We start from the raw sequence: 19,143 nt of genomic DNA on the forward strand, positions 1-19,143 counted from the left end.
CGCGCATGAAAACGACCAATTATATCAATACGTTTATTGAAGTGGCGGACGATTGTCCCGTTACCGCCGCCGAAGTGCCCGGCACGCGCGGTACGGAAAAAACGGCCGCCAATATCCAGTTTGAAACGTTGATAGACCATCCCTACCAGTTCACCTCAGACGATGTGCTGTTCAAGGTGTACGCACACAAGAACAAGGTCAACGGCGCCGCGCTGGCCGCAGAACGGGAAAAGTTTTTCTCGAAGGGGCAGCCCTGTTTCCGGGCATCCCCGCTCACCAAACGTTACGGCTGGGGCGTGCATGCGGATGAAAAAGGAAGGATAGCCCTGTACGCCATGGAATCAGCGGAATATAAAAAGCTGGTGAAAGACAAGCACCTGGAACATGTAAAGGCCATGCGTTCCAAACGCGGGTAGATATTGCACATTTTATCATCATTAATTTGTAGTTGAAGTAGTGGAGGACGTGACATTCGATTTCAGGGGCCATAGCTGGAAACTCTCCGCCGGCAGGGCTATTTATTGGGAGCAGGAACAATTGCTGATAGTAGCAGACCTGCATGTGGGAAAATCCGCGCACTTCCGCAAAGCCGGCATTGCGGTGCCGGCCAATATTGTGCAGGAAGACCTCTACCGCCTGCAGCAGCTCATTACACAATACCTGCCGCAGCGCATCATTGTAGTGGGAGATATGTTCCACAGCTCCGCCAACAACGATGTGCAGTATTTCAGGATCTGGCGGCAACAGTTCCCGCACATTATATTTGACCTGGTAACCGGCAACCACGACATTATGGAAGCCGCCGTATACACTTCTCTTGACATCCGGCAGCACGATTCCCTGGAGGTGCAGGATATTTACTTCATACATGACGCGGAAGACAAACCCGCCACGCTCAACAGTTACGTGCTCTCCGGGCATATCCACCCCGGCGTGCGGCTGGTAGGGTACGGGCGTCAAAGCCTGCGGCTGCCCTGTTTTTATTTCGGGGAAGCAGTGGCTATACTGCCCGCTTTCAGCGGTTTTACCGGCACGTATGCGCTGGAGCGGGAAGCGGCGGCGGAGGTGTTTGTGATTGCGGAGAAGAAGGTGTTGCGGGTGTGAGGAAGGCATAAAAAAAGTGCCGGAACGCATTCCGGCACCTGTCTAATGGCTAACTTGGGGAAGCAATGGCTGAAGGAGAGGCAAACAAACAAATTCAGAACAGCTGCCCTGCCCCCTATAACAGGCACGGCAGCTCCGGGGTACAAATTGCGGATGAAGTTCCCTTGCATATATCAGACCGTTGGATCGCATTCTTCCGCGGTCTAAAAAGTTCAGATCAATTTTTCATTTGTTTTTTGAGGAGGCTGACCTGCTCTTGTAACTGGCTGACCATGCCGGCAAGGTGGTTGACGCTCATGCGGTGTTGCTGGCCGAGTTTCTGGATCACGGCGTCCGCCTGCCAGATCTCCAGCACATCGTCCATGCTCACGGGGTACGGATCGTACTGGGGGTTGTCAGACACGAGGGTTACCTTGCTTTTGGAGCGGTTGCTCTTCACCACCCGTTTGTACACGATGCCTTCCCGGTTGGTGACTACAATATAGGCTTCATTGTTCCGGATGTCTTCCCAGCCTTCTACTTTATGGCATACCACCACGGAGCCGGAGGGCGTGGGGAGCATGGAATCTCCCGCTATTTCGAAAGCGCGGTAGCTGCCTGCACCCAGCATGGGCAGGGTAAAGGTGTTCAGCTCTTCAATGAACTCATCGTCATTAAAACCGGCCAGGTAACCGGCTGCGGCCTTTACCGGCACAAACACCACGTTCTGGCGGGAGGTGTTCCCCAGTTTTTGCTGGCGGCGCCTTTCCAGGAAACTCTCTTTCTGAGAGCTGAGGTCGCGCCGCAACAGGTCATCAATTGACACGCGGAACATATCGCTCACCTGTTCCAGCACTTCGGTACGAGGTTCCGCCCGCTCTTCTTCATACGCTCCGAGTAACGAACGTTTGATGTTGAGACGGTCGGCAAATTCCTGCTGCGTCCAACCTTTTTGCTTGCGCAGGTATTTCAGATTACGGCAAACAGTAGACATCCCTAAATTATTTAGTACAACAATGCTAACAAAATTAGCAAATATTTTTTGTAATTACCAAATTATTCTTCCCCGCAAGGCTTATTTTTGTTTTTGGACAAACTCAATTCATATGCAAACAGTACTGGGTATTCATTCCATCGTAAGGTGGCTGATACTGCTCTTCGGGCTCTGGGCCGTTATTCGTGCAATCATGGGCGTTAGCGGCAAGTCTGCCTACACCGCTGCAGACACCAAAGCCGGGCTTTTCTTCATGATCTTTTTAGACATCCAGTTCCTGCTGGGCCTCATCCTCCTCTTTATAAGCCCCATCGCCCAAACGGCCTTCGGCGATATGGGCGCCGCCATGGGCAACAAAGGCCTCCGTTTTTTCAGTGTGGAGCATACCGTGCTGGCCATTGCTTCCATTGCCCTGGTACATATTGGCCGCAGCAAGATCAAAAAGCTGGCGGACGACGGCAAAAAGCACAGGACCGCCCTTATCTTTTTCGGGCTGTCGCTGGTGCTCATTCTTGCGCTCATACCCTGGCCCGGCCGTGAAATGATAGGCAGGGCGCTGTTCCCTTCCTTCTGATATCATTACAACACGCAACAAAAAAAGTAAGGGCCACATCATAATATGGCCCTTACTTTTTTTATGCAGGGATGCTTGCCTTATCCCTGTGTTTTGTAAAATAAACGGTAAGAATAAATGTAAGGCAGCGCGGCCAGCGCCCCCGCCGCAAAAATGAACAGGAACACCCCGCTCACCACCGGCAGGAACATGCCGGCCACGATGATGACCAGTCCGCCGTACAGCCACAACTTTCCTGCCATATCATGTGTTTCCACCCAGATCTCGTCGCTTTTCAGCGTCCAGGGGGTACGCACGCCTACAAAATTGTTGGGCTTCAGGTGCCGCAGGTAAATGCCGATGAAAGAGACCATCAGTCCTACCCCGACGAACACCCATTTTTCCAGGAAAATTTCCCGGCCTGCGCTCACCAGGTAGATGATAACAGTTGTAAAAACAGCCAGGTAAATATGTATCCTGAAACGTATGCGATAATAGGCCCTGATATGCTCCGGCGTATGTTCAGGGTGCTCCGCGTCTTCTTCCGGCTTGGGAATGTAGCGGAACAGCGCGTACAGTAAAAAAGTGGTGAAAAACAGGAAGATCATCAGCAGCAGGAACTCGCTTTTGTCTCCCACCCTGTCCGGCACCCCGTTCAGGTGAAAGTTGGTGGGGATGGTTTCCGGCAGGCTGCCCCAGATAACGCCCAGGTAGATCATGGGGCCTAATAACAAGGCGAGCAGCAGCAATTCTTTGACATAATCCGGATGTTTCATGAAAAAAAATTTAGACGTTTTTTCAATAGCCCGCGAAAGCCGCAGGCAGGGATTAGTGCTATATATTACTACACCCTTCGTGCCAAAATGGTTTAAAATTATTTATGCTAACAACGTTAGTTTTACTAATTTTTTTAGTATTTTCGAATTAAAATACGCTGGGCTTATGTTGCTGGACGGTCAGAGGACCATTGCTCATTTTGATATGGACTGTTTTTTTGTGTCCGTGGAGTGCCTGAAAGACCGGAGCCTCATTGGCAAGCCGTTGCTGGTGGGGGGCCGGGGAGACCGGGGCGTGGTGGCTGCCTGCAGCTATGAAGCGCGTACGTTCGGCATCCATTCCGCCATGCCCATGAAAATGGCTTTGCGCCTGTGCCCCCATGCCATTGTGCGCGGCGGCGACGCGGACGAGTACAGCAAGTATTCAGCGGAAGTAACCGGCATGATCGCGGAGGAAGCGCCTTTGTATGAAAAATCTTCCATTGATGAATTTTATCTCGATCTCACCGGCATGGACAAATATTTCGGCACCATGAAATGGACGAGCGAGCTGAGACAGAAAATTATCCGTAAAACCCGGTTGCCTATTTCCCTGGGGCTGGCCTCCAACAAAATGGTGTCTAAAGTAGCTACCAATGAGGCCAAGCCCAATGGGCAACTTTCCATCCCTTTCGGGCACGAAAAAAGTTTCCTGGCGCCCATGGCCGTTGAAAAAATCCCCATGGTGGGGAAAGAAACCGCCGCCCAGCTGCGGCGGCGGGGGGTGGAAACGGTCAAAACGCTGAGCGAGATACCGGTGGGGCTGCTGGAGGCCTGGCTGGGGAAAAACGGCATCTCTCTCTGGAAAAAGGCCAACGGGATAGATGAGACGCCGGTGGTACCCTATCATGAACAGAAGTCGATCTCCACGGAAAACACTTTTTCCGCAGACACCATAGACCTGCGGTTCCTGCACAGCGAACTGGTGCGGATGACGGAAAAGATCGGCTTCGAGCTGCGGCAGCAAAACCGGCTCACCGGCTGCATAACGGTCAAAATAAGGTATTCCGATTTTGAGACCGTCACCAAACAGGTGAGCATCCCCTACTCTTCCAGTGACCACGTGCTGCTGGAAAAAGTAAAGGAACTGTTTGAGCGGCTGTATGACAGGCGGTTGCTGGTGCGCCTGATAGGGGTCCGTTTCAGCCACCTGGTATCAGGCAATTACCAGATCAGCCTGTTTGAGGACACCCACGAAATGATCTCCCTCTACCAGGCCATAGACAGTATCAAAAGCCAGTTCGGCTGGGAGTTCATCATGCGCGGCAGCAGCAGCGCGCCCAGGTTTGAAGCGGGGCTGCAGCCATTCATGAAAGACAAAAGGCCGCCTGAACGGGCCGTGGTGTTTAAACGGCGGTACCCGGGCAGCAGGGCGTGAAAAGGAAACACCCTGGGGCGGGGCAACGTTGACGCGAAGCGGTCAGCAGGAAAAGTCTCGCGTAACGAAGCGGAGAAAAATGTTTCAGGAATAACCCTGCGCACGAGGGCAACGCGTAATTAAAGGTGACATGTATCTTAACTGTAAAACATGGTTCAGCTTGCGGTACGGTACCATCCGTACCTCGGAGCTGGTGGGGCTGGCCAGGAACAATGGCATCACATCTCTGGCGCTGACCAACATCAACGCCACTACAGATGCGTGGACGTTTGTACTGGAGTGCCAGGAAGCGGGCATCAAACCCATTCTTGGCCTGGAATGCCGGAACGGTGCGGCGTTCAAATACGTATTGCTGGCCCGCAACATGGAAGGCTGGCGGCATATCAACCAGTTCCTGTCCCATCACCTGCAGCAAAATATTCTTTTTCCAGATAAAGCCCCCTTCATGCCGCATACCTTTGTGATATACGGCTGGGGCGCCCGTACACCGGACAGCCTGGAGGCGCACGAGCTTACAGGCATCCGGCAGCGGGAGATCAACAAGCTGTTCCGCTTCGATACCCGGAAGTATGCGCATAAGCTGGTGATACTGCAGCCCCTTACCTTTCAGGATGCAGAAAAACACGAGCTGCATACCGTGTTGCGCGCGGTAGACAATAACCTGCTCATCAGCCAGCTGCCTCCCGGAGAAGCCGCCGGGGCCGATGAATGTTTTATGCCCCCATGGCAGCTGCTGAACTGTTTTCAGGAACTGCCGCATATTGTACGGAACACGCTGCTGGTCATGGACCAATGCGAAATTTATTTACCGCCCGGCCGGCAGCTCAATAAAAAATGTTTTACCCACAGCCCGCAGGCAGACCGTGACCTGCTGCGCGATCTCGCCTTTGAAGGCATGGAATACCGGTATGGCCCACATCATGCGGAAGCGCGGGAACGGGTGGAAAAAGAACTGAACATCATCGATCACCATCAATTTAACGCGTATTTCCTGATCACGTGGGACATTGTGCGTTTTGCCAAACACCGCGATTTTTTCCATGTAGGGCGCGGCAGCGGGGCCAATTCCATTGTTGCCTATTGCCTCGGCATCACAGACGTAGACCCCATCAGCCTCAACCTGTATTTTGAACGTTTTCTCAATCCCTACCGCAGTTCCCCGCCTGATTTTGACATCGATTTTTCCTGGCGGGACCGCGATGAGGTAACGCGTTACATTTTCCGGAAATACACATCCGACCATACGGCGTTATTGGGCACGGTATCTACCTTCCAGACCAATTCCATTGTGCGCGAGCTGGGCAAGGTATACGGCCTGCCCAAACGTGAAATAGATAAAATACTGGAAAACCCTTACCAGGTAACGCTGGGCGGAGATAACATACACCAGCGCATCATCCGGTTCGGTAAAATGCTGGTGGAAGACAGCCGGGGAAAATCCAAACCCTTCCCCAACCAGCTGAGCATCCATGCCGGCGGCATTCTCATCAGCGAAGCGCCCATTTTCCAGCACTGCACCACACACATGCCGCCCAAAGGATTTCCTACCGCACAACTGGATATGCACATGGCGGAGGCCATCGGGCTTCATAAATTCGATATTCTCAGCCAGCGCGGCCTGGGGCATATCCGCAACACCCTGGACTATGTCAGGGAGAACCGCGGCATCACCATCCACCTCAATGATTTTCATAACCGGGCGTTTTTTATGGAAGATGAAGCGGTCAAAAACAACCTGAAAACGGTGAACACCATCGGCTGCTTTTATATAGAATCTCCCGCCATGCGGCAATTGCTGCAGAAACTCCGGTGTGAGGATTACCTCACGCTGGTGGCCGCCAGCTCCATCATACGCCCCGGCGTAGCGCAGGCGGGCATGATGCGGCAATATGTATACAATTACAACCATCCCAACGAGGTGAAATACCTGCACCCGGTGATGGAAGAACTGATGAAAGAAACCTTCGGGGTGATGGTATACCAGGAAGATGTGATCAGGGTAGCGCATCATTTTGCGGACCTGGACCTGGCGGATGCGGACATTCTCCGGCGGGCCATGGCCGGCAAATACCGCGGTCTCAATAACTTTGAGAAGATCAGGCAGCAGTTCTTCAACAATTGCGCCCGCCTGGGCCGGGACCCCGCGGTGAGCGAAGAAGTATGGCGGCAGATATCCAGCTTCGCCAATTTTTCTTTCTCCAAAGCGCACTCCGCCAGCTTTGCGGTGGAAAGCTACCAGAGCCTTTACCTCAAAACGCACTTCCCCGCCGAGTTCATGGTAGCGGTGATCAATAATTTCGGCGGCTTTTACAACCGTGAGCTTTATTTCCGGGAATTGCAGAAAACCGGTGTTACCCTGCATCCGCCCTGTATGAACAACAGCGAATATGCCACCCGCATCACCGGCAACGATGTGTACACAGGGTTTATTCATGTAGATAGCCTGGAACAGGCATTTATAGAAAATGCGCTCAGGGAGCGCGCCGCCAACGGCCCGTACGCAAGCCTGGAGAACTTCACGGAACGTACCCATCCCAAACCCGAACAACTGGAAATACTGGTGCGCATCGGCGCATTCAAGTTTACCGGGCACACCAAGAAGCAGCTGTTATGGAAAAGTTCCGCGTTGCTGAAGTTGTCAGGCCACGAAGATGACAAACCGCGCCTTTTCCGGGAGCCTTCCCGGAACTGGGACCTGCCCGCGCTCTCCTACCACCGGCACGAAGACGCCTTTGATGAAATAGAGCTGCTGGGCTTCCCGTTATGCTCCCCGTTTGACGTACTGCAGCATGACCAGCAGCGCTACCTGCCCGTATCCGCCCTGAAAGACCATCAGGGGCAACAGGTGAAAATGCTGGGATATTTTGTCTGCCTCAAGCATGTATATACCAGCAAAAACGAGCCGATGTGTTTCGGTACCTTCCTTGACAGCAAGGGTGATTTCCTGGATACGGTCCATTTTCCGGACAGCATCCGCAAATACCCTTTTATGAAAGGCGGTTTTTATATACTGGAAGGCAAGGTAACGGAAGAATTTGGCGTGTATACGCTGGATGTGGGTTATATGCGGAAGATCGGGTATTTTGAAGATCAGCCCGCACTGAAAGCCGCGATGTAAAAGAAGAACGCCCCGCCTGCAGCGGAGCGTTCCATGATATTTTTGTGCGGACGGAGATCGGTTATACAAAAAGACGTGCCCGTGGCAAACAATCTCCGGAACAGGTTACGCCTGTAGGGCGGCAACCGTTGTTACGGCTCAATCCAGCCCAAACAACCCTTTGTTCAGCAGTTGCAGCGTTTTTTCCTTATGCTGCCCGCCTACCAGTATGGAGATGTTATGACGGCTGCCACCGTAGGAGATCATTCTTAACGGTACTTCATTCATAGCCTCAAACAGTTTTTTGAGGATGGAAGGCGTAGCCGCTACCTCGTTGCCTACAATGGATACAATAGCCTGGTGATGGTCCAGCTCCACCGTACCGAACGGCTGCAGCTCTTTCAGTATCTGGTCAAGGTGTTTCTGATCGTCAATAGTGAGTGATACGGCCACCTCGGAAGTGGTGATCATATCAATAGGCGTACGGTATTTTTCAAACACCTCGAATATTTTGCGGAGGAAACCGTAAGCCAGCAGCATGCGGCTGGATTTGATCTTGATGGCAATAATGCCGTCTTTGGCCGCAATGGCCTTTACACCGTTACCGTTCGGCAATTCCGTGATAATGGTGCCTTTGGCATCCGGCTGCATGGTGTTCAGCAGTTTCACGGGAATGTTGAAATGCTGCGCCGGCCAGATGGAGGCGGGGTGCAGGATCTTGGCGCCAAAGTAGGCCAGCTCCGCCGCTTCGTCAAAAGACAGTTGCTCAATGGGGAAGGTCTTTTTCACTACCCTCGGGTCATTGTTATGCATGCCGTCTATATCTGTCCATATCTGGATCTCGGAGGCCCTGATGGCCGCGCCGATGAGGGAGGCGGAATAATCGCTGCCGCCACGTTTGAGATTGTCTACCTCTCCGCGGGCGTTGCGGCAAATATACCCCTGGGTGATGAACAGGGTTTCGCCTTTATGCTTGTCTATCAGTGCGCTCAGCTTCACTTTCATGCGCGGGATCTCCGGCTCCTCAAACTCGTCTATGCTCATGAAGTCCAGCGCCGGCAGCAACACGGCCTTTACGCCGGCATCTTCCAGGTAGGCGCAGAACAGTTTGGTGGAAAGCAACTCTCCCTGCGCCAGGATGTCTTTGTTCAGCGCCTCGTTAAAAGATATTTTCAGTATGATGTTCAGGAACTCAAAATGTTCGTCTACAACCGCCCTGGCTTTTTCACGGGCGGCCTCTCCCTTCACCAGCTCATGGCAGAAATTGCGGTAGTGTGCTTCCAGCTTGTCTATCTGCTGCTTGGCCTGCTCCTTTTTGCTGTCCAGCAGAGACTGACTGATCTCCACAAGGGCGTTAGTGGTACCAGACAGGGCAGACAATACCACTATTTTGGCATCGGTATCTGCAGTAATCAACTTCGCTACGGCATGCATACGCTCAGGTTTACCAACCGAGGTCCCGCCAAATTTCAAGACTTTCATTTGTAGTTAAGGTATAATATGTATTACTTAAAAATCGATTTTAAATTTAACGGCAATATCCCCCAGGTCTTTTACCACCGGCCCTAACAGGGGAATGCCCGTTTTTCTTCTTTCCGCTTCCATCTCCCGCTCGGGATCTCCCGGTATCAGCACTTTTTCCTGCCCTTCTACTGTGGCCGCGCTTCTGAAGCGGCCGATCCACTTGTCCATATGCTCTTTAAATTCATCTGCCGGGCGGAAGGCATCTACCCGCATGGCGCCGAAAAAGTGGCCCAGGCCTTTGCCCACCGGGTCTGGCGGCAGCGGCAGAAAACTCACGAACGGCGGCGCCCAGGGGCCGTAATTGGCGCCTGAAAACACGGCCGAAAATATATCAACTATTGCACCCAGGCAATAGCCCTTGTGGCTGCCATGCTCACGGTCCCCACCGAGCGGCAGCAACGCCCCACCGCTTTTCAGCTCGTTCGGGTTGGTGCTGGGGGTACCGCTTTTGTCCTGTATCCAGCCCAGCGGCGCTTCCTGCTCCTTGCGTTGCAGGATCTCCAGTTTGCCGTTGGCGGCGGTGGTGGTAGCAAAATCCGCTACAAAAGGCGGCTGGCTGCCCGCGGGGATGGCCACGGCAATGGGATTGGTACCCAGCATGCGTTCTGTGGCAAATGTAGGCGCTACCAGCGGGCTGGCGTTGGTCATGGCCATACCTATCATATCTTGCTGCAGCGGCATCATGGCGTGGTAGCCGGCTATGCCGAAGTGGTTGGAATGGCGTACGCTCACCCAGCCGGTGCCGGCAGTGCGGGCTTTATCCATGGCCACCTGCATGGCAAAAGGCGCCACCACCAGGCCCAGGCCGCTGTCTCCGTCAACAACGGCCGTGCTGGGCGTTTCATGTACCACCTGTATATTGGGCCGGGCATTGATGCGCCCCGCCTCCCACAGCCGTACGTACCCGGAAAGGCGCGCCACGCCGTGAGAATCTATGCCCCGGAGGTCTGCAGACAATAATACCGTGGTAGCCAGGCTGGCCTGATCTGCCGGACAGCCCATCTTTATAAAAACATCCTGTGTGAACGCATGCAGGTGCTCGTAAGGAAAAACTTGCTCCATTCTGTTTATTTATGCCTGCGCGGTAGGGCCTCCGAAGTTCATGGGAATGGAAACCGGCTCCTGGTCCTGGATGGTACCGTGAGCGGATTCATATTTTTTTATATTGTCTACGATTGCCTTCATCAGGCGTTTGGCATGCTGCGGCGTAAGAATAATGCGGGATTTCACCTTGGCCTTTGGCAGGCCGGGCATCACATTGATAAAATCAACCACAAACTCGGAAGGAGAATGCGTAATAATAGCCAGGTTGGCATATGTTCCGTCTGCAATTTCCTCACTCAGCTCAATATTGAGCTGCTGTTGCTCTTCTTGTTTTTCCATTATGTGCGGATTAATGTGGTACAAAAATATAAAAAGCCTGCTGAATGCCACGAAAAAAAGGCCGGCCCCGGAAGAGGCCGACCTTTGACATTGTAGCCGGGTGACTTCAAAATCTAAATCATGCTATAAAAAAGCCACAACGGGCTAAAGTCACAGGAAGGATGACAGTTCAGGGTTTATCCCACCAGAGGCGGGTAGACAGTTCGTCCGGGCCCTGTGCGGCAAGGGCCGCATCGTAATTAGCCTTGTTCAGGTCCCGCTCGGTACCGATGTAGCACTGGCGGCGGGGGATCTGCTTATCCACATTCACGGCATCAGGTGCGGGAGACAGCACCGGATAACCGGTGCGGCGCCATTCTGCCCAGGCTTCATAGCCGTTGCCCAGGTAGAAGTTGATCCATTTCTGGGTCATGATGCGCTCCAGTTTCTGGTCAAAAGTTTGCGCAGGCTGCAAAATTACGGCCAGCTCAGCCTGATAAGCGGTGATCTCAAGGTCTGTGGCAACACTTCCGGCCAATTTTTTCCATTTCCTGATAGACGCGTCTATGCCTTTATTGTACCAGGCCATCACTTCAGCATCGCCTCCCGGGACCCATCCGCGCAATGCCGCTTCGGCCATGGTGAAGCACATCTGGGCATAGGAGGTTAATACGGCGGGAAAAGCCTGGGCTGCCGGTGTAGTGCCAATGAGGCTGTGGCCATCGGTTTCATATTGAACATTTCTCCCATACGGCACACCTTTATATGTTCCGGGCGCCAACTTGGGTGGGCGGGCCATAATGGGCAAACGGGGATCAGCAAGGTCGGAGAGTCTGTTGATGAACGTTTCACTTACACCATAGTCGTAGCGGCTACGGTAGTTGGTATACCAGGGGCTTTCAAATGCCTGTTGTGCCAGGTAGGAATAGGCAGCGTCATCATCTGCACTGGTCATGATGCCAGCCGCAACAGCCTCCTGGAAAGCGGTCTTGCCAGCTTCAGCGTCTTCCGTTTTAACAATACGCATGGCTGCTATGGCCCTCAATGAGTTACCCCATCTTTTCCAGCGCTCAAAATTACCGTCAAAAAGCGGGTCATTGGGCATAGCCCGCGTAATCTGGGCAGGCGCCTCTTTCAATTCTTTCAGCAAGTCGGCATAAATGGCTTTCTGCTGATCAAATGCCGGCTGCAGCTGATCTATGCCTTTCAGCGCATCGGAGTAGGGAATGGCTCCCCACCTGTCTGTCATATGCAGCATCAGGAACGCGCGCAGTATCCTGGCGTGGCCCAGCTGGTTATCATTAGGCCCGTTATCCGTAACTGCTTTCGTGTCTTTGGTAGCCGGATCTGTATTGAGCTGGATCATACGGGTAAGGTCCATTAACGGGCCGGCGTAAATCCCATTGTAACTATATTCACGGTTGAAGTAGCGGGATTCATTATTATAAATGAACTCTCCCAGATGCTGTACGTACAACACGCCGCCTGCGGCGTTGGTAACACCGGCAAGGCCTAATACTGCGCTGCCGAACAGGAATTTGGTGCTGGGCTCTGCCGGGGTGTTCGGGTTCACGTTCATGTCGCCAAAATCTTTCTTACAAGACACGGCGGATGTAAGCATTAATCCAAGCATCACCGCCGATGTTATATGTTTAAACCTGATCTGTTTCATTTCTTCTGCGGTTTAGATATTAGAAATTAACTTTTACGTTAAAGCCGATAGACCGGGTACCGGGCAACTGACCACCTTCGATCCAGGAGGATTCCAGCTCGGACGGGTCAAGGCCTTTGGCTTTTGAATAAATGAGCCAGAGGTTCTGCGCTATCACCGCAACGTTTATCCCTTTAATAGGTGTTCTGTTAAAGATCTTTGCCGGCAGGGAGTACCCGAAAGACAATTCACGAAGTTTAACATAAGAAGCATCGTACGTCCAGTTCTCCCACATAGAGAACAGGTAAGATTCATAGAGGTCTTTGGTATCAGCGTAGGCCTCATTTGCCTTGCCGGTGTTGGCATTAATAGCATCCAGCTTGATGCCGCCGCCATCTTCCACAGGGTCACGCTTGGGATTGCCTTTGTCATTGTTCCCAACAGTTTCTATGCCCAGGCCAGACCCGGCATTGAACATTTTGGAGATGGATACAAAGCGGCCGCCTTTCTGGAAGTCAAGTGAAAAGTTCAGATAGAAGTTCTTGTACGTTAAGCCGGATGCAAGGCCACCGGTCCAGTCTGGCGTTACGTAACCTAATTCCACCTGGTTCTGCATCAAAGGATACCCATCGTCATCTACCAGTATCTTACCGGTTGCTTCATCGCGTTCAAACCCTCCGCCCAATATCTGGCCGTAAGATTTACCCTTGGTAGCGTTCAGGGAAACACGGGGAGAGCCTACAAACCCGAAAGAAAGCGCGGAACCGTCCAACGCAACCTGGAGATTGTCTACACCGGGCGCTATGGAAATGATCTTGTTTTTCATGAACGCGAAATTGATATCAACGTCCCAATTCCAGTCCTTGTTTTTCAGGGGGCTTGCGCCAATAGTAAATTCCCATCCCTTGTTTTCCATTTCACCGGCATTGATCAGCCGGCCGCTGTAACCAGATGAGCTTGGCACCGTAACGTTCACGATCTGGTCTTTGTTGTTACGGTAGAAGTAGTTCACGTCCAGGCGTGCCCTGTTATTGGCAAACTGCAGTTCCGTACCTATCTCATAGCTGGTAGACATAGCGGGGCGCAGTTCGTCATTAGGCCTTGTATCAGGCACATTTTGCCGGGAATATACCACCGTGCTGGTGGCCCCGGAGGGAGATACAATAGGTTTGCTGTAGTTAGTACCCAGCGGGAACGTTTCAAACAAACCATAAGGATCGGTATCTGTACCCAGGCGGGCTACGGAAGCGCGCACCTTACCAAAGCTCAGGAAGTTCTTGTTTTCCAGCAGTTCTGTGAACACAAAAGAACCAGACAAGCTGCCGTACACATAGGAGTTATTGTCTTGAGGCAGCGTGGAAGACACGTCATTCCGCACAGACCCGTCGAGGAACACCATATCCCGGTAGCCGATGGAGGCGTAACCGAACAAGCTGTTGATCTGCCGGTTCTGCACAAAATTGCTGGTCACTTTTTCGTTCAGCGAGTTGCTGACATTGTATACGTTGGGCACAATGAAGCCGCCAGCGGTTTGAGATGATACCTGGTTGCGCTTGCGTTTGTTGATCTCACCCCAGAGACCTGCCCTGAAAGAGAAGTCGTTCACGTTCTTTTCATACTCCAGGCTACCGAGGAAAGCCGTTTCCGTCCGTTTGTCCTGGCTGGTACCGAAGAACGCGGGGTTCAGCGTAAAGGAGGCCACGCGGTTGTCTCCGTTCTGGTTAATGAACGTACCGCGACTGATCACCTGTGCCTTGAACCCGTTCAGGAAACTGTAACCCAGGGTTACATGGCCAAAGATGGTTTGTTCCCAGCTGTTGCGCACGTTTTCATACGCTTCGGTATACGGGTTGTCCCAATATTTCACGGCGGGGTTGGTGGGCCCGGTGATGTTCCAGCTGCGGAAGCTGCCGTCTGCGCGTTTGTAGTACTGTTTCAGCTTGTCCGTTTCCAGGTTACGGTGAAACCACTGGTTGAAAGAACCTGTTGTTTGCGTGCTGTACCCTTCACGCGGCACGTTGTAAAGATACTCGTACACGTAGTTGACGCCGGTAGATATCACCAGCTGGTCTGTCAGGTTGAGCGAGCCGGTGTAGGTGAGCCAGTTCTTTTGTTGTTTGGAATTGGGGATCACACCGGTACGGGTAAGATTGGTGAAGGAAAAACGGTTGCTGTACCCTTCGCCGCTTTTGGCAAAAGAGGCGGTAGTGTTGTTGGCAACGCCAGTTTCAAAAAAGTCTCGCACGTTATTGGGGTGCGCTACAAAAGGTTTCTGTTTACCGAAGTCTTCCGCGTTCACCGTTTTGTCCCAGGCGTACCAGGGAGCGTGCATAGTGCCGTCCATGCGGGGGCCCCAGCTTTCGTCCACTTCATAGTTGTAATACTTGGCGCCGTCCAGTACTTGCAGCGCCGGATCGTGCTGCGCAGGATTGAACACGAAAGTGCGCCAGCTCTGTGAGCTGCCGCCACCGTATTCATTCTGGTATTCCGGCAGCACGTACACCCTTTCGAAAGTGGTGGTGTGGTTCAGCGTAACGCCAATGCCGGAACCGCTTGATTTTTTGGTAGAGATCACCACAGCGCCCTCGGAAGCACGCTGGCCATACAATGCAGTAGCAGCAGGGCCTTTCAGCACCGTGAGGGAAGCCACATCATCAGGATTGATGGCAGAAGACGGTGTAATTACACCATCTACCACATAGATCGGGTTACCACCTGTAAGGTTGTTCACACCACGAAGGCGGATGGTGGTAGTACCGAACTTGGCGCCGGAGCCGCCGCGCAGCTGCACGCCGGCCACTTTACCCGCAATGGCCGTGTTGAGGTCTGCCTGTTTGGTTTGGGTGATTTTGTCTGCCTTGATTTCCTGTACGGCGTAACCCAGCGATTTTTTTGCACGGCTCACGCCCAAGGCGGTTACGACTACTTCCTGGAGACTTTGGGAATCAGACGCCAGTGTAACATTTACGGACGTCTGGCTGCCGAGAGGGATTTCCTGTTGGGTAAACCCAACGCTTCTGATAATGATTACAACATTGTCTCCGGAAACCTGGAGGGAGAAATTGCCTTGTTGGTCTGCAGTGGTTCCCGATGTTGTGCCTTTAATCTGTATGGTGGCAAAAGGAATTGGAGCGCCGTCGTCTCCTACCACCTTACCTGTCACCTTGCGCTGCTGTGCATATGCAAGGCTGACACTCACCATAAGCATGGTGATGAACAGTAAAGCTTGTTTCATAAAAGAAAGATTCAGATTTTGGATGATGAACTTTTAATTCTAAAAATTGGCGGAAATAATGAAATACATGAATGGATCTTAAGTCATAGCGATTTAGATTTTGTTTAAATTGATGTAGTGGTTGACGCAATACTTACTTTCAAAGCTGAAGCTAAGTGATGCAGGTATCCAGATCTTGTTCGAATTGATACAGAGATTGACACAATACTTTAGTCATATAGGTTTTACGGTTAGTTCGCACACAGGTTTCCCTTGATCAAAAACTATTTTCTAATCTGGGTCCGGGTTATTATAATAAAGTAGCGGCTGGGTAATAGAATGGCGATCTTTACCATCAGTTGATGAAAATGTTAAATGCTCTGGATTTTTTTCTCGGTTTAAATTTTGGCTTTAGTTTTTTCTGCAAGGCTCCAAAAAAAAGTTTTTCATTTTTTCCCTTCAGTCAGTATCAAATTTTGGATGATATTTCTAAGATAGTGCATTTTTTATTTTCAAAAATGCATCGGTTAAAAGTTTGTTAAAAGATTTTACAAGATAACTTTGCAATCATATGAATATCAACTCGATAAGATTATCATATTATCTAAAAAAATATTTATGTAGACTTCACCCTTTTGGCTAACAGGGATATTTTTTACTACATAAAATCATTTCTTCCCGGTTTTTTGGGGTGCAATTACCAGTCGAAACGCCATTGTACTTGTAGCGAGCTAGCGCCAGGGGCCAGTTGCCACCGGCACCAGCATGTAACAGACCGGCCAATGCGCCGCTGTGCCTGCAGCTGCAATCCCCAGCCGCTGCCGGAGTAGCGCGCCAGAGAATTATCTCCCGGAAACCCTTGCCCCGCAAGAAACACTGCTTTTTTCTCCGCTGTTTCATACCATGTATATCCTGCACTGAAGCGCCACCGTTGCCAGCGGGCCTCCCATTGCTGATGTACCAGCCACGCAGTGGCGCCGGCCTGCAGACGGCACTTCCACTGAAGAGACTTTGCCATCACGGGCAAGCTGATCTGGCAGCGTACGGTCTGCTCCGCGGGAACGGGCAGTGAATCTATGGCCGCCTTCCGTTTATAGTAATACCGCAAGGTGAGGGTGGTGAGTTTGTCTGGCTGCCACGTACACATCACCAGCGCATCATAACCTTCAGACGGCGCATTGACGCGGTACCTCAACCAGGGGAAGCGGAATACGTCCGCATAGGCCGCTACCAGCCAACGGCTGCCCCACCGCGCCTGCAGCCCCGTATAAAACCCGGATTCATTACCGGCGGAAGCGTTCTCTCCCAGGGCGTCTGCATAAAACGCGTGGTAGCCGGGCATTTCACGGCGGTATATAAAGGCCGCATCCACTCCGCGGGAAAGCGTGGCCAGCAGCCCCTGCAACACCGCGTATTCCCTGTTTCTATCCACCGCCGCCTCACCAAAAAAATGCAGGTTGCGCCAACCCAGCGCATAATCCACGCCTGCATTCAGGAATGTGCGGCCATCGGGGCCATACAGGCGGTAAGGCGCGGTCCCTTTCACAAAAGGTTTTGAAAAGCGGTGGGCCAGCACGTTCACGGCCATGTGCCCGTGCGGCAGCCATTTTTTGTATACGGCACCCGCGGTGTATTGCAACATACTGCCTCGCTTGCCCACTTCCGCCGCGGTGCGGTGATAACCGCCGGTGGTGAGAGACCCGCTGCTGTCTGCCGCATCCAGCGCGCGGCGGGAAAGAAATGCCGTCCATTCGCTGCGGCGGCGCTTTATTGTAATGCCTGCCCCGCGGTAGAAGTAAAATTCCCCTGCCGAAGCATAAGGCCGCAGTACTTCCCCTTCGCGCTTCACCTGCATTACCTGCCCGCTTTTCCCGAAAGAAAGGCCATGCCACTGGATCAGCCCCTGCCCCATGTTAACCGTATAATCCCCCAAGGCCAGTGCCTTGATGTTACCCTTGCGTACAAACAGGTGCGCGCCATAATGGTCAAAACCCTGTTTTTGCGCGCCGCGGAAAAACTGCTCCCCGGCATCTTTCTCCATTACCACTCCCCAACTGGCGTAAGGGGAGAACTGGTACCGGTACCGTAGCATCACCTTGTCAATACTGCCATTATATTTATTCGCTTCAACCGCCCGCAGCGGGCGCTGGTAACGCATCAGTACCGTGTGCCTGCCCTTCCGCCAATAGTCCTTCAGGGTATAGGCAGGTTCCAGTCCTGTGCCTGCCCGCACATAAGGCAACAAAGACCGGATAAAGGGAAGGTCAAAACCGGGCACCGCCTGCAGTTCGTACAAGCTGATCAAAGGGCCCAGCAATTGCCTGTAGGCTATGAACTGCTGCACCTGCAAAGCAGACAGCAACCCGAGTGCATACAATGCCGCTTCGTCTGCCGCATTCAGGTCCAACCGCCGGCCAGCCAGCGTTTCCCTTTGCTGAAAGGCCTCATCGTTCTCCAGGCGTGGCTGTTCTTCTTCCGGCAGCTGTTCCAGCTCGGTTTCATACGGCAGTTCATGTACTTCTTCCTGCGGCATTTCCCGGCCATGTTCTTTTTTTTGCGTTTCCTGCCCGCCGGCTTTCACTTCGGCCCGGAGCAGCACTGTTATCACCACGGCCATGCACCACCAGTTCATTCTTTTCCCCATACCAACATAATGCCTGGTGTAATGCCCAGCAGTGAATGGTAACTGCCTGTAACCCCTATCTGCAGCCGCCCTGCCTTGAAAGCCGCGCCGGCAAACTGTGTGGCCGGCGCGGTGGAAAAGCCGGCCAGCAGCCATACTGCGCCTGTTGGCCGGTAGAGGCATTGCACTTTCATAAAGAGTGGCCAGTTGGCCTCCTTGCGCCATTCACCTTCCAGCCGCAACCCGGTAGAAGGCATATAGCTCAACCCGGCCGTATATACGCCATGGCGCCTGCCGGGCCCCCACAGGTGCAGGCTCAGCCCTGTTTCTTTTGTAAGCTGCCATACAAGCCCCAGTTCCGCGTCCATGCCGTACGTGCCGTAATCCAGAAATACGGCGGCCTGCAACCGGTTTCCCAGCGCCAATGCGTAACCCAGCCCCGCCAGTTGCTCCCGGTAAAGCGGAAAACCGAACTGCCACAATTTAACACCCACTACACCGGTTGCAACCGGCATACTTAACGCTACCGCGTATACGCTTAACTCTTTTAGAAGGAACCCCCGCTCCGTGTACAACCCTGCCGAAAAATGCCGCAGGCCCGCCAGGGCGCCGGGGTTGCGGAATGCCTGCATCACCGGGGAAAAGCTGCCGGAAATGGCAGCGGGCGCAAGTTGTGTAACAGGTGCGGGTGCCTGTGCTGGCTGCATGGCAGCGGTAAAAATGCCAGGAAAATGTTTCGCTGTTAAGAGACGGCCTTCTGCAATAACCGGGGAACAACCAACCGGGGAACAACCAACCGCGTAAACCCGCGGGTAATGCATGCAGAGCTGCATGCCCAGTAAACAAACA

At 52.7% G+C, this 19,143-nt stretch carries 14 protein-coding genes; 5 read left to right on the forward strand and 9 right to left on the reverse strand.

Going from position 1 to position 19,143, the window contains the following annotated elements:
• Positions 1–5 precede the first annotated feature (5 nt).
• On the forward strand, positions 6–416 hold the full coding sequence (locus D3A97_RS03050) for a DUF6157 family protein (protein ID WP_119076519.1): 411 nt from the start codon (positions 6–8) through the stop codon (positions 414–416).
• 40 nt (positions 417–456) lie between these two features.
• Positions 457–1,104 (forward strand): ligase-associated DNA damage response endonuclease PdeM, encoded by a 648-nt coding sequence (pdeM, locus tag D3A97_RS03055; protein WP_198673844.1) that lies wholly within the window; start codon positions 457–459, stop codon positions 1,102–1,104.
• A 217-nt stretch (positions 1,105–1,321) separates the two neighbouring features.
• Here the strand turns inward: pdeM and D3A97_RS03060 are convergent, their stop codons facing one another.
• On the reverse strand, positions 1,322–2,077 hold the full coding sequence (locus D3A97_RS03060) for an XRE family transcriptional regulator (RefSeq protein ID WP_119076521.1): 756 nt from the start codon (positions 2,075–2,077) through the stop codon (positions 1,322–1,324).
• A gap of 112 nt (positions 2,078–2,189) precedes the next feature.
• Between D3A97_RS03060 and D3A97_RS03065 the strand changes: the two genes are divergently transcribed.
• A complete protein-coding gene (locus D3A97_RS03065) occupies positions 2,190–2,651 on the forward strand; it encodes a hypothetical protein (protein WP_119076523.1) in 462 nt (153 codons plus the stop codon).
• Positions 2,652–2,731: 80 nt separating this feature from the next.
• On the opposite strand, the gene D3A97_RS03070 is transcribed toward D3A97_RS03065, so the two are convergent.
• Positions 2,732–3,406 carry an SdpI family protein gene (locus D3A97_RS03070; protein ID WP_119076525.1) on the reverse strand — a complete coding sequence of 225 codons (675 nt, stop codon included), beginning with the start codon at positions 3,404–3,406 and terminating at the stop codon, positions 2,732–2,734.
• 166 nt (positions 3,407–3,572) lie between these two features.
• Here D3A97_RS03070 and dinB point away from each other — a divergent pair, with 166 nt between their 5' ends.
• Complete coding sequence (gene dinB, locus D3A97_RS03075; protein WP_119076527.1) at positions 3,573–4,823, forward strand: DNA polymerase IV; 1,251 nt, start codon at positions 3,573–3,575, stop codon at positions 4,821–4,823.
• Between the two features lie 130 nt (positions 4,824–4,953).
• Positions 4,954–7,941: a DNA polymerase III subunit alpha gene (locus D3A97_RS03080; RefSeq protein ID WP_119076529.1), complete on the forward strand. Its 2,988-nt coding sequence runs from the start codon at positions 4,954–4,956 to the stop codon at positions 7,939–7,941.
• 138 nt (positions 7,942–8,079) lie between these two features.
• On the opposite strand, the gene D3A97_RS03085 is transcribed toward D3A97_RS03080, so the two are convergent.
• The 7 genes from D3A97_RS03085 to D3A97_RS03115 form a co-directional block, all read right to left on the reverse strand.
• Positions 8,080–9,402: an aspartate kinase gene (locus D3A97_RS03085; RefSeq protein WP_119076531.1), complete on the reverse strand. Its 1,323-nt coding sequence runs from the start codon at positions 9,400–9,402 to the stop codon at positions 8,080–8,082.
• A gap of 27 nt (positions 9,403–9,429) precedes the next feature.
• Positions 9,430–10,506: an Ldh family oxidoreductase gene (locus D3A97_RS03090; protein WP_119076533.1), complete on the reverse strand. Its 1,077-nt coding sequence runs from the start codon at positions 10,504–10,506 to the stop codon at positions 9,430–9,432.
• Between the two features lie 9 nt (positions 10,507–10,515).
• Positions 10,516–10,827, reverse strand: coding sequence for a DUF3467 domain-containing protein (locus D3A97_RS03095; RefSeq protein WP_119076535.1), 312 nt, complete (start codon positions 10,825–10,827; stop codon positions 10,516–10,518).
• A 169-nt stretch (positions 10,828–10,996) separates the two neighbouring features.
• On the reverse strand, positions 10,997–12,439 hold the full coding sequence (locus D3A97_RS03100) for a SusD/RagB family nutrient-binding outer membrane lipoprotein (protein WP_157986328.1): 1,443 nt from the start codon (positions 12,437–12,439) through the stop codon (positions 10,997–10,999).
• 58 nt (positions 12,440–12,497) lie between these two features.
• Positions 12,498–15,692 carry a SusC/RagA family TonB-linked outer membrane protein gene (locus tag D3A97_RS03105; RefSeq protein ID WP_119076539.1) on the reverse strand — a complete coding sequence of 1,065 codons (3,195 nt, stop codon included), beginning with the start codon at positions 15,690–15,692 and terminating at the stop codon, positions 12,498–12,500.
• A 676-nt stretch (positions 15,693–16,368) separates the two neighbouring features.
• Complete coding sequence (locus tag D3A97_RS03110; RefSeq protein ID WP_157986329.1) at positions 16,369–18,315, reverse strand: ComEA family DNA-binding protein; 1,947 nt, start codon at positions 18,313–18,315, stop codon at positions 16,369–16,371.
• Positions 18,300–19,001, reverse strand: a complete 702-nt coding sequence (locus D3A97_RS03115) for a hypothetical protein (protein ID WP_119076543.1) — start codon at positions 18,999–19,001, stop codon at positions 18,300–18,302. Before D3A97_RS03115 ends, D3A97_RS03110 begins: the two co-directional genes overlap by 16 nt.
• Between the last annotated feature and the right edge of the window lie 142 nt (positions 19,002–19,143).

The organism is Chitinophaga alhagiae (genome assembly GCF_003568665.1).
Classification (GTDB): Bacteria; Bacteroidota; Bacteroidia; order Chitinophagales; family Chitinophagaceae; genus Chitinophaga; species Chitinophaga alhagiae.

Excerpts from the sequence above, each read along its gene's own strand:
- D3A97_RS03085 (WP_119076531.1), bottom strand. The coding sequence starts at position 9,402 with ATGAAAGTCTTGAAATTTGGCGGGACCTCGGTTGGTAAACCTGAGCGT.
- D3A97_RS03090 (WP_119076533.1), bottom strand. The coding sequence starts at position 10,506 with ATGGAGCAAGTTTTTCCTTACGAGCACCTGCATGCGTTCACACAGGAT.
- D3A97_RS03100 (WP_157986328.1), bottom strand. The coding sequence starts at position 12,439 with ATGCTTGGATTAATGCTTACATCCGCCGTGTCTTGTAAGAAAGATTTT.
- D3A97_RS03105 (WP_119076539.1), bottom strand. The coding sequence starts at position 15,692 with ATGAAACAAGCTTTACTGTTCATCACCATGCTTATGGTGAGTGTCAGC.
- D3A97_RS03070 (WP_119076525.1), bottom strand. The coding sequence starts at position 3,406 with ATGAAACATCCGGATTATGTCAAAGAATTGCTGCTGCTCGCCTTGTTA.
- D3A97_RS03065 (WP_119076523.1), top strand. The coding sequence starts at position 2,190 with ATGCAAACAGTACTGGGTATTCATTCCATCGTAAGGTGGCTGATACTG.
- D3A97_RS03060 (WP_119076521.1), bottom strand. The coding sequence starts at position 2,077 with ATGTCTACTGTTTGCCGTAATCTGAAATACCTGCGCAAGCAAAAAGGT.
- D3A97_RS03110 (WP_157986329.1), bottom strand. The coding sequence starts at position 18,315 with ATGGGGAAAAGAATGAACTGGTGGTGCATGGCCGTGGTGATAACAGTG.
- dinB (WP_119076527.1), top strand. The coding sequence starts at position 3,573 with ATGTTGCTGGACGGTCAGAGGACCATTGCTCATTTTGATATGGACTGT.
- D3A97_RS03095 (WP_119076535.1), bottom strand. The coding sequence starts at position 10,827 with ATGGAAAAACAAGAAGAGCAACAGCAGCTCAATATTGAGCTGAGTGAG.
- D3A97_RS03115 (WP_119076543.1), bottom strand. The coding sequence starts at position 19,001 with ATGCAGCCAGCACAGGCACCCGCACCTGTTACACAACTTGCGCCCGCT.
- D3A97_RS03050 (WP_119076519.1), top strand. The coding sequence starts at position 6 with ATGAAAACGACCAATTATATCAATACGTTTATTGAAGTGGCGGACGAT.
- D3A97_RS03080 (WP_119076529.1), top strand. The coding sequence starts at position 4,954 with ATGTATCTTAACTGTAAAACATGGTTCAGCTTGCGGTACGGTACCATC.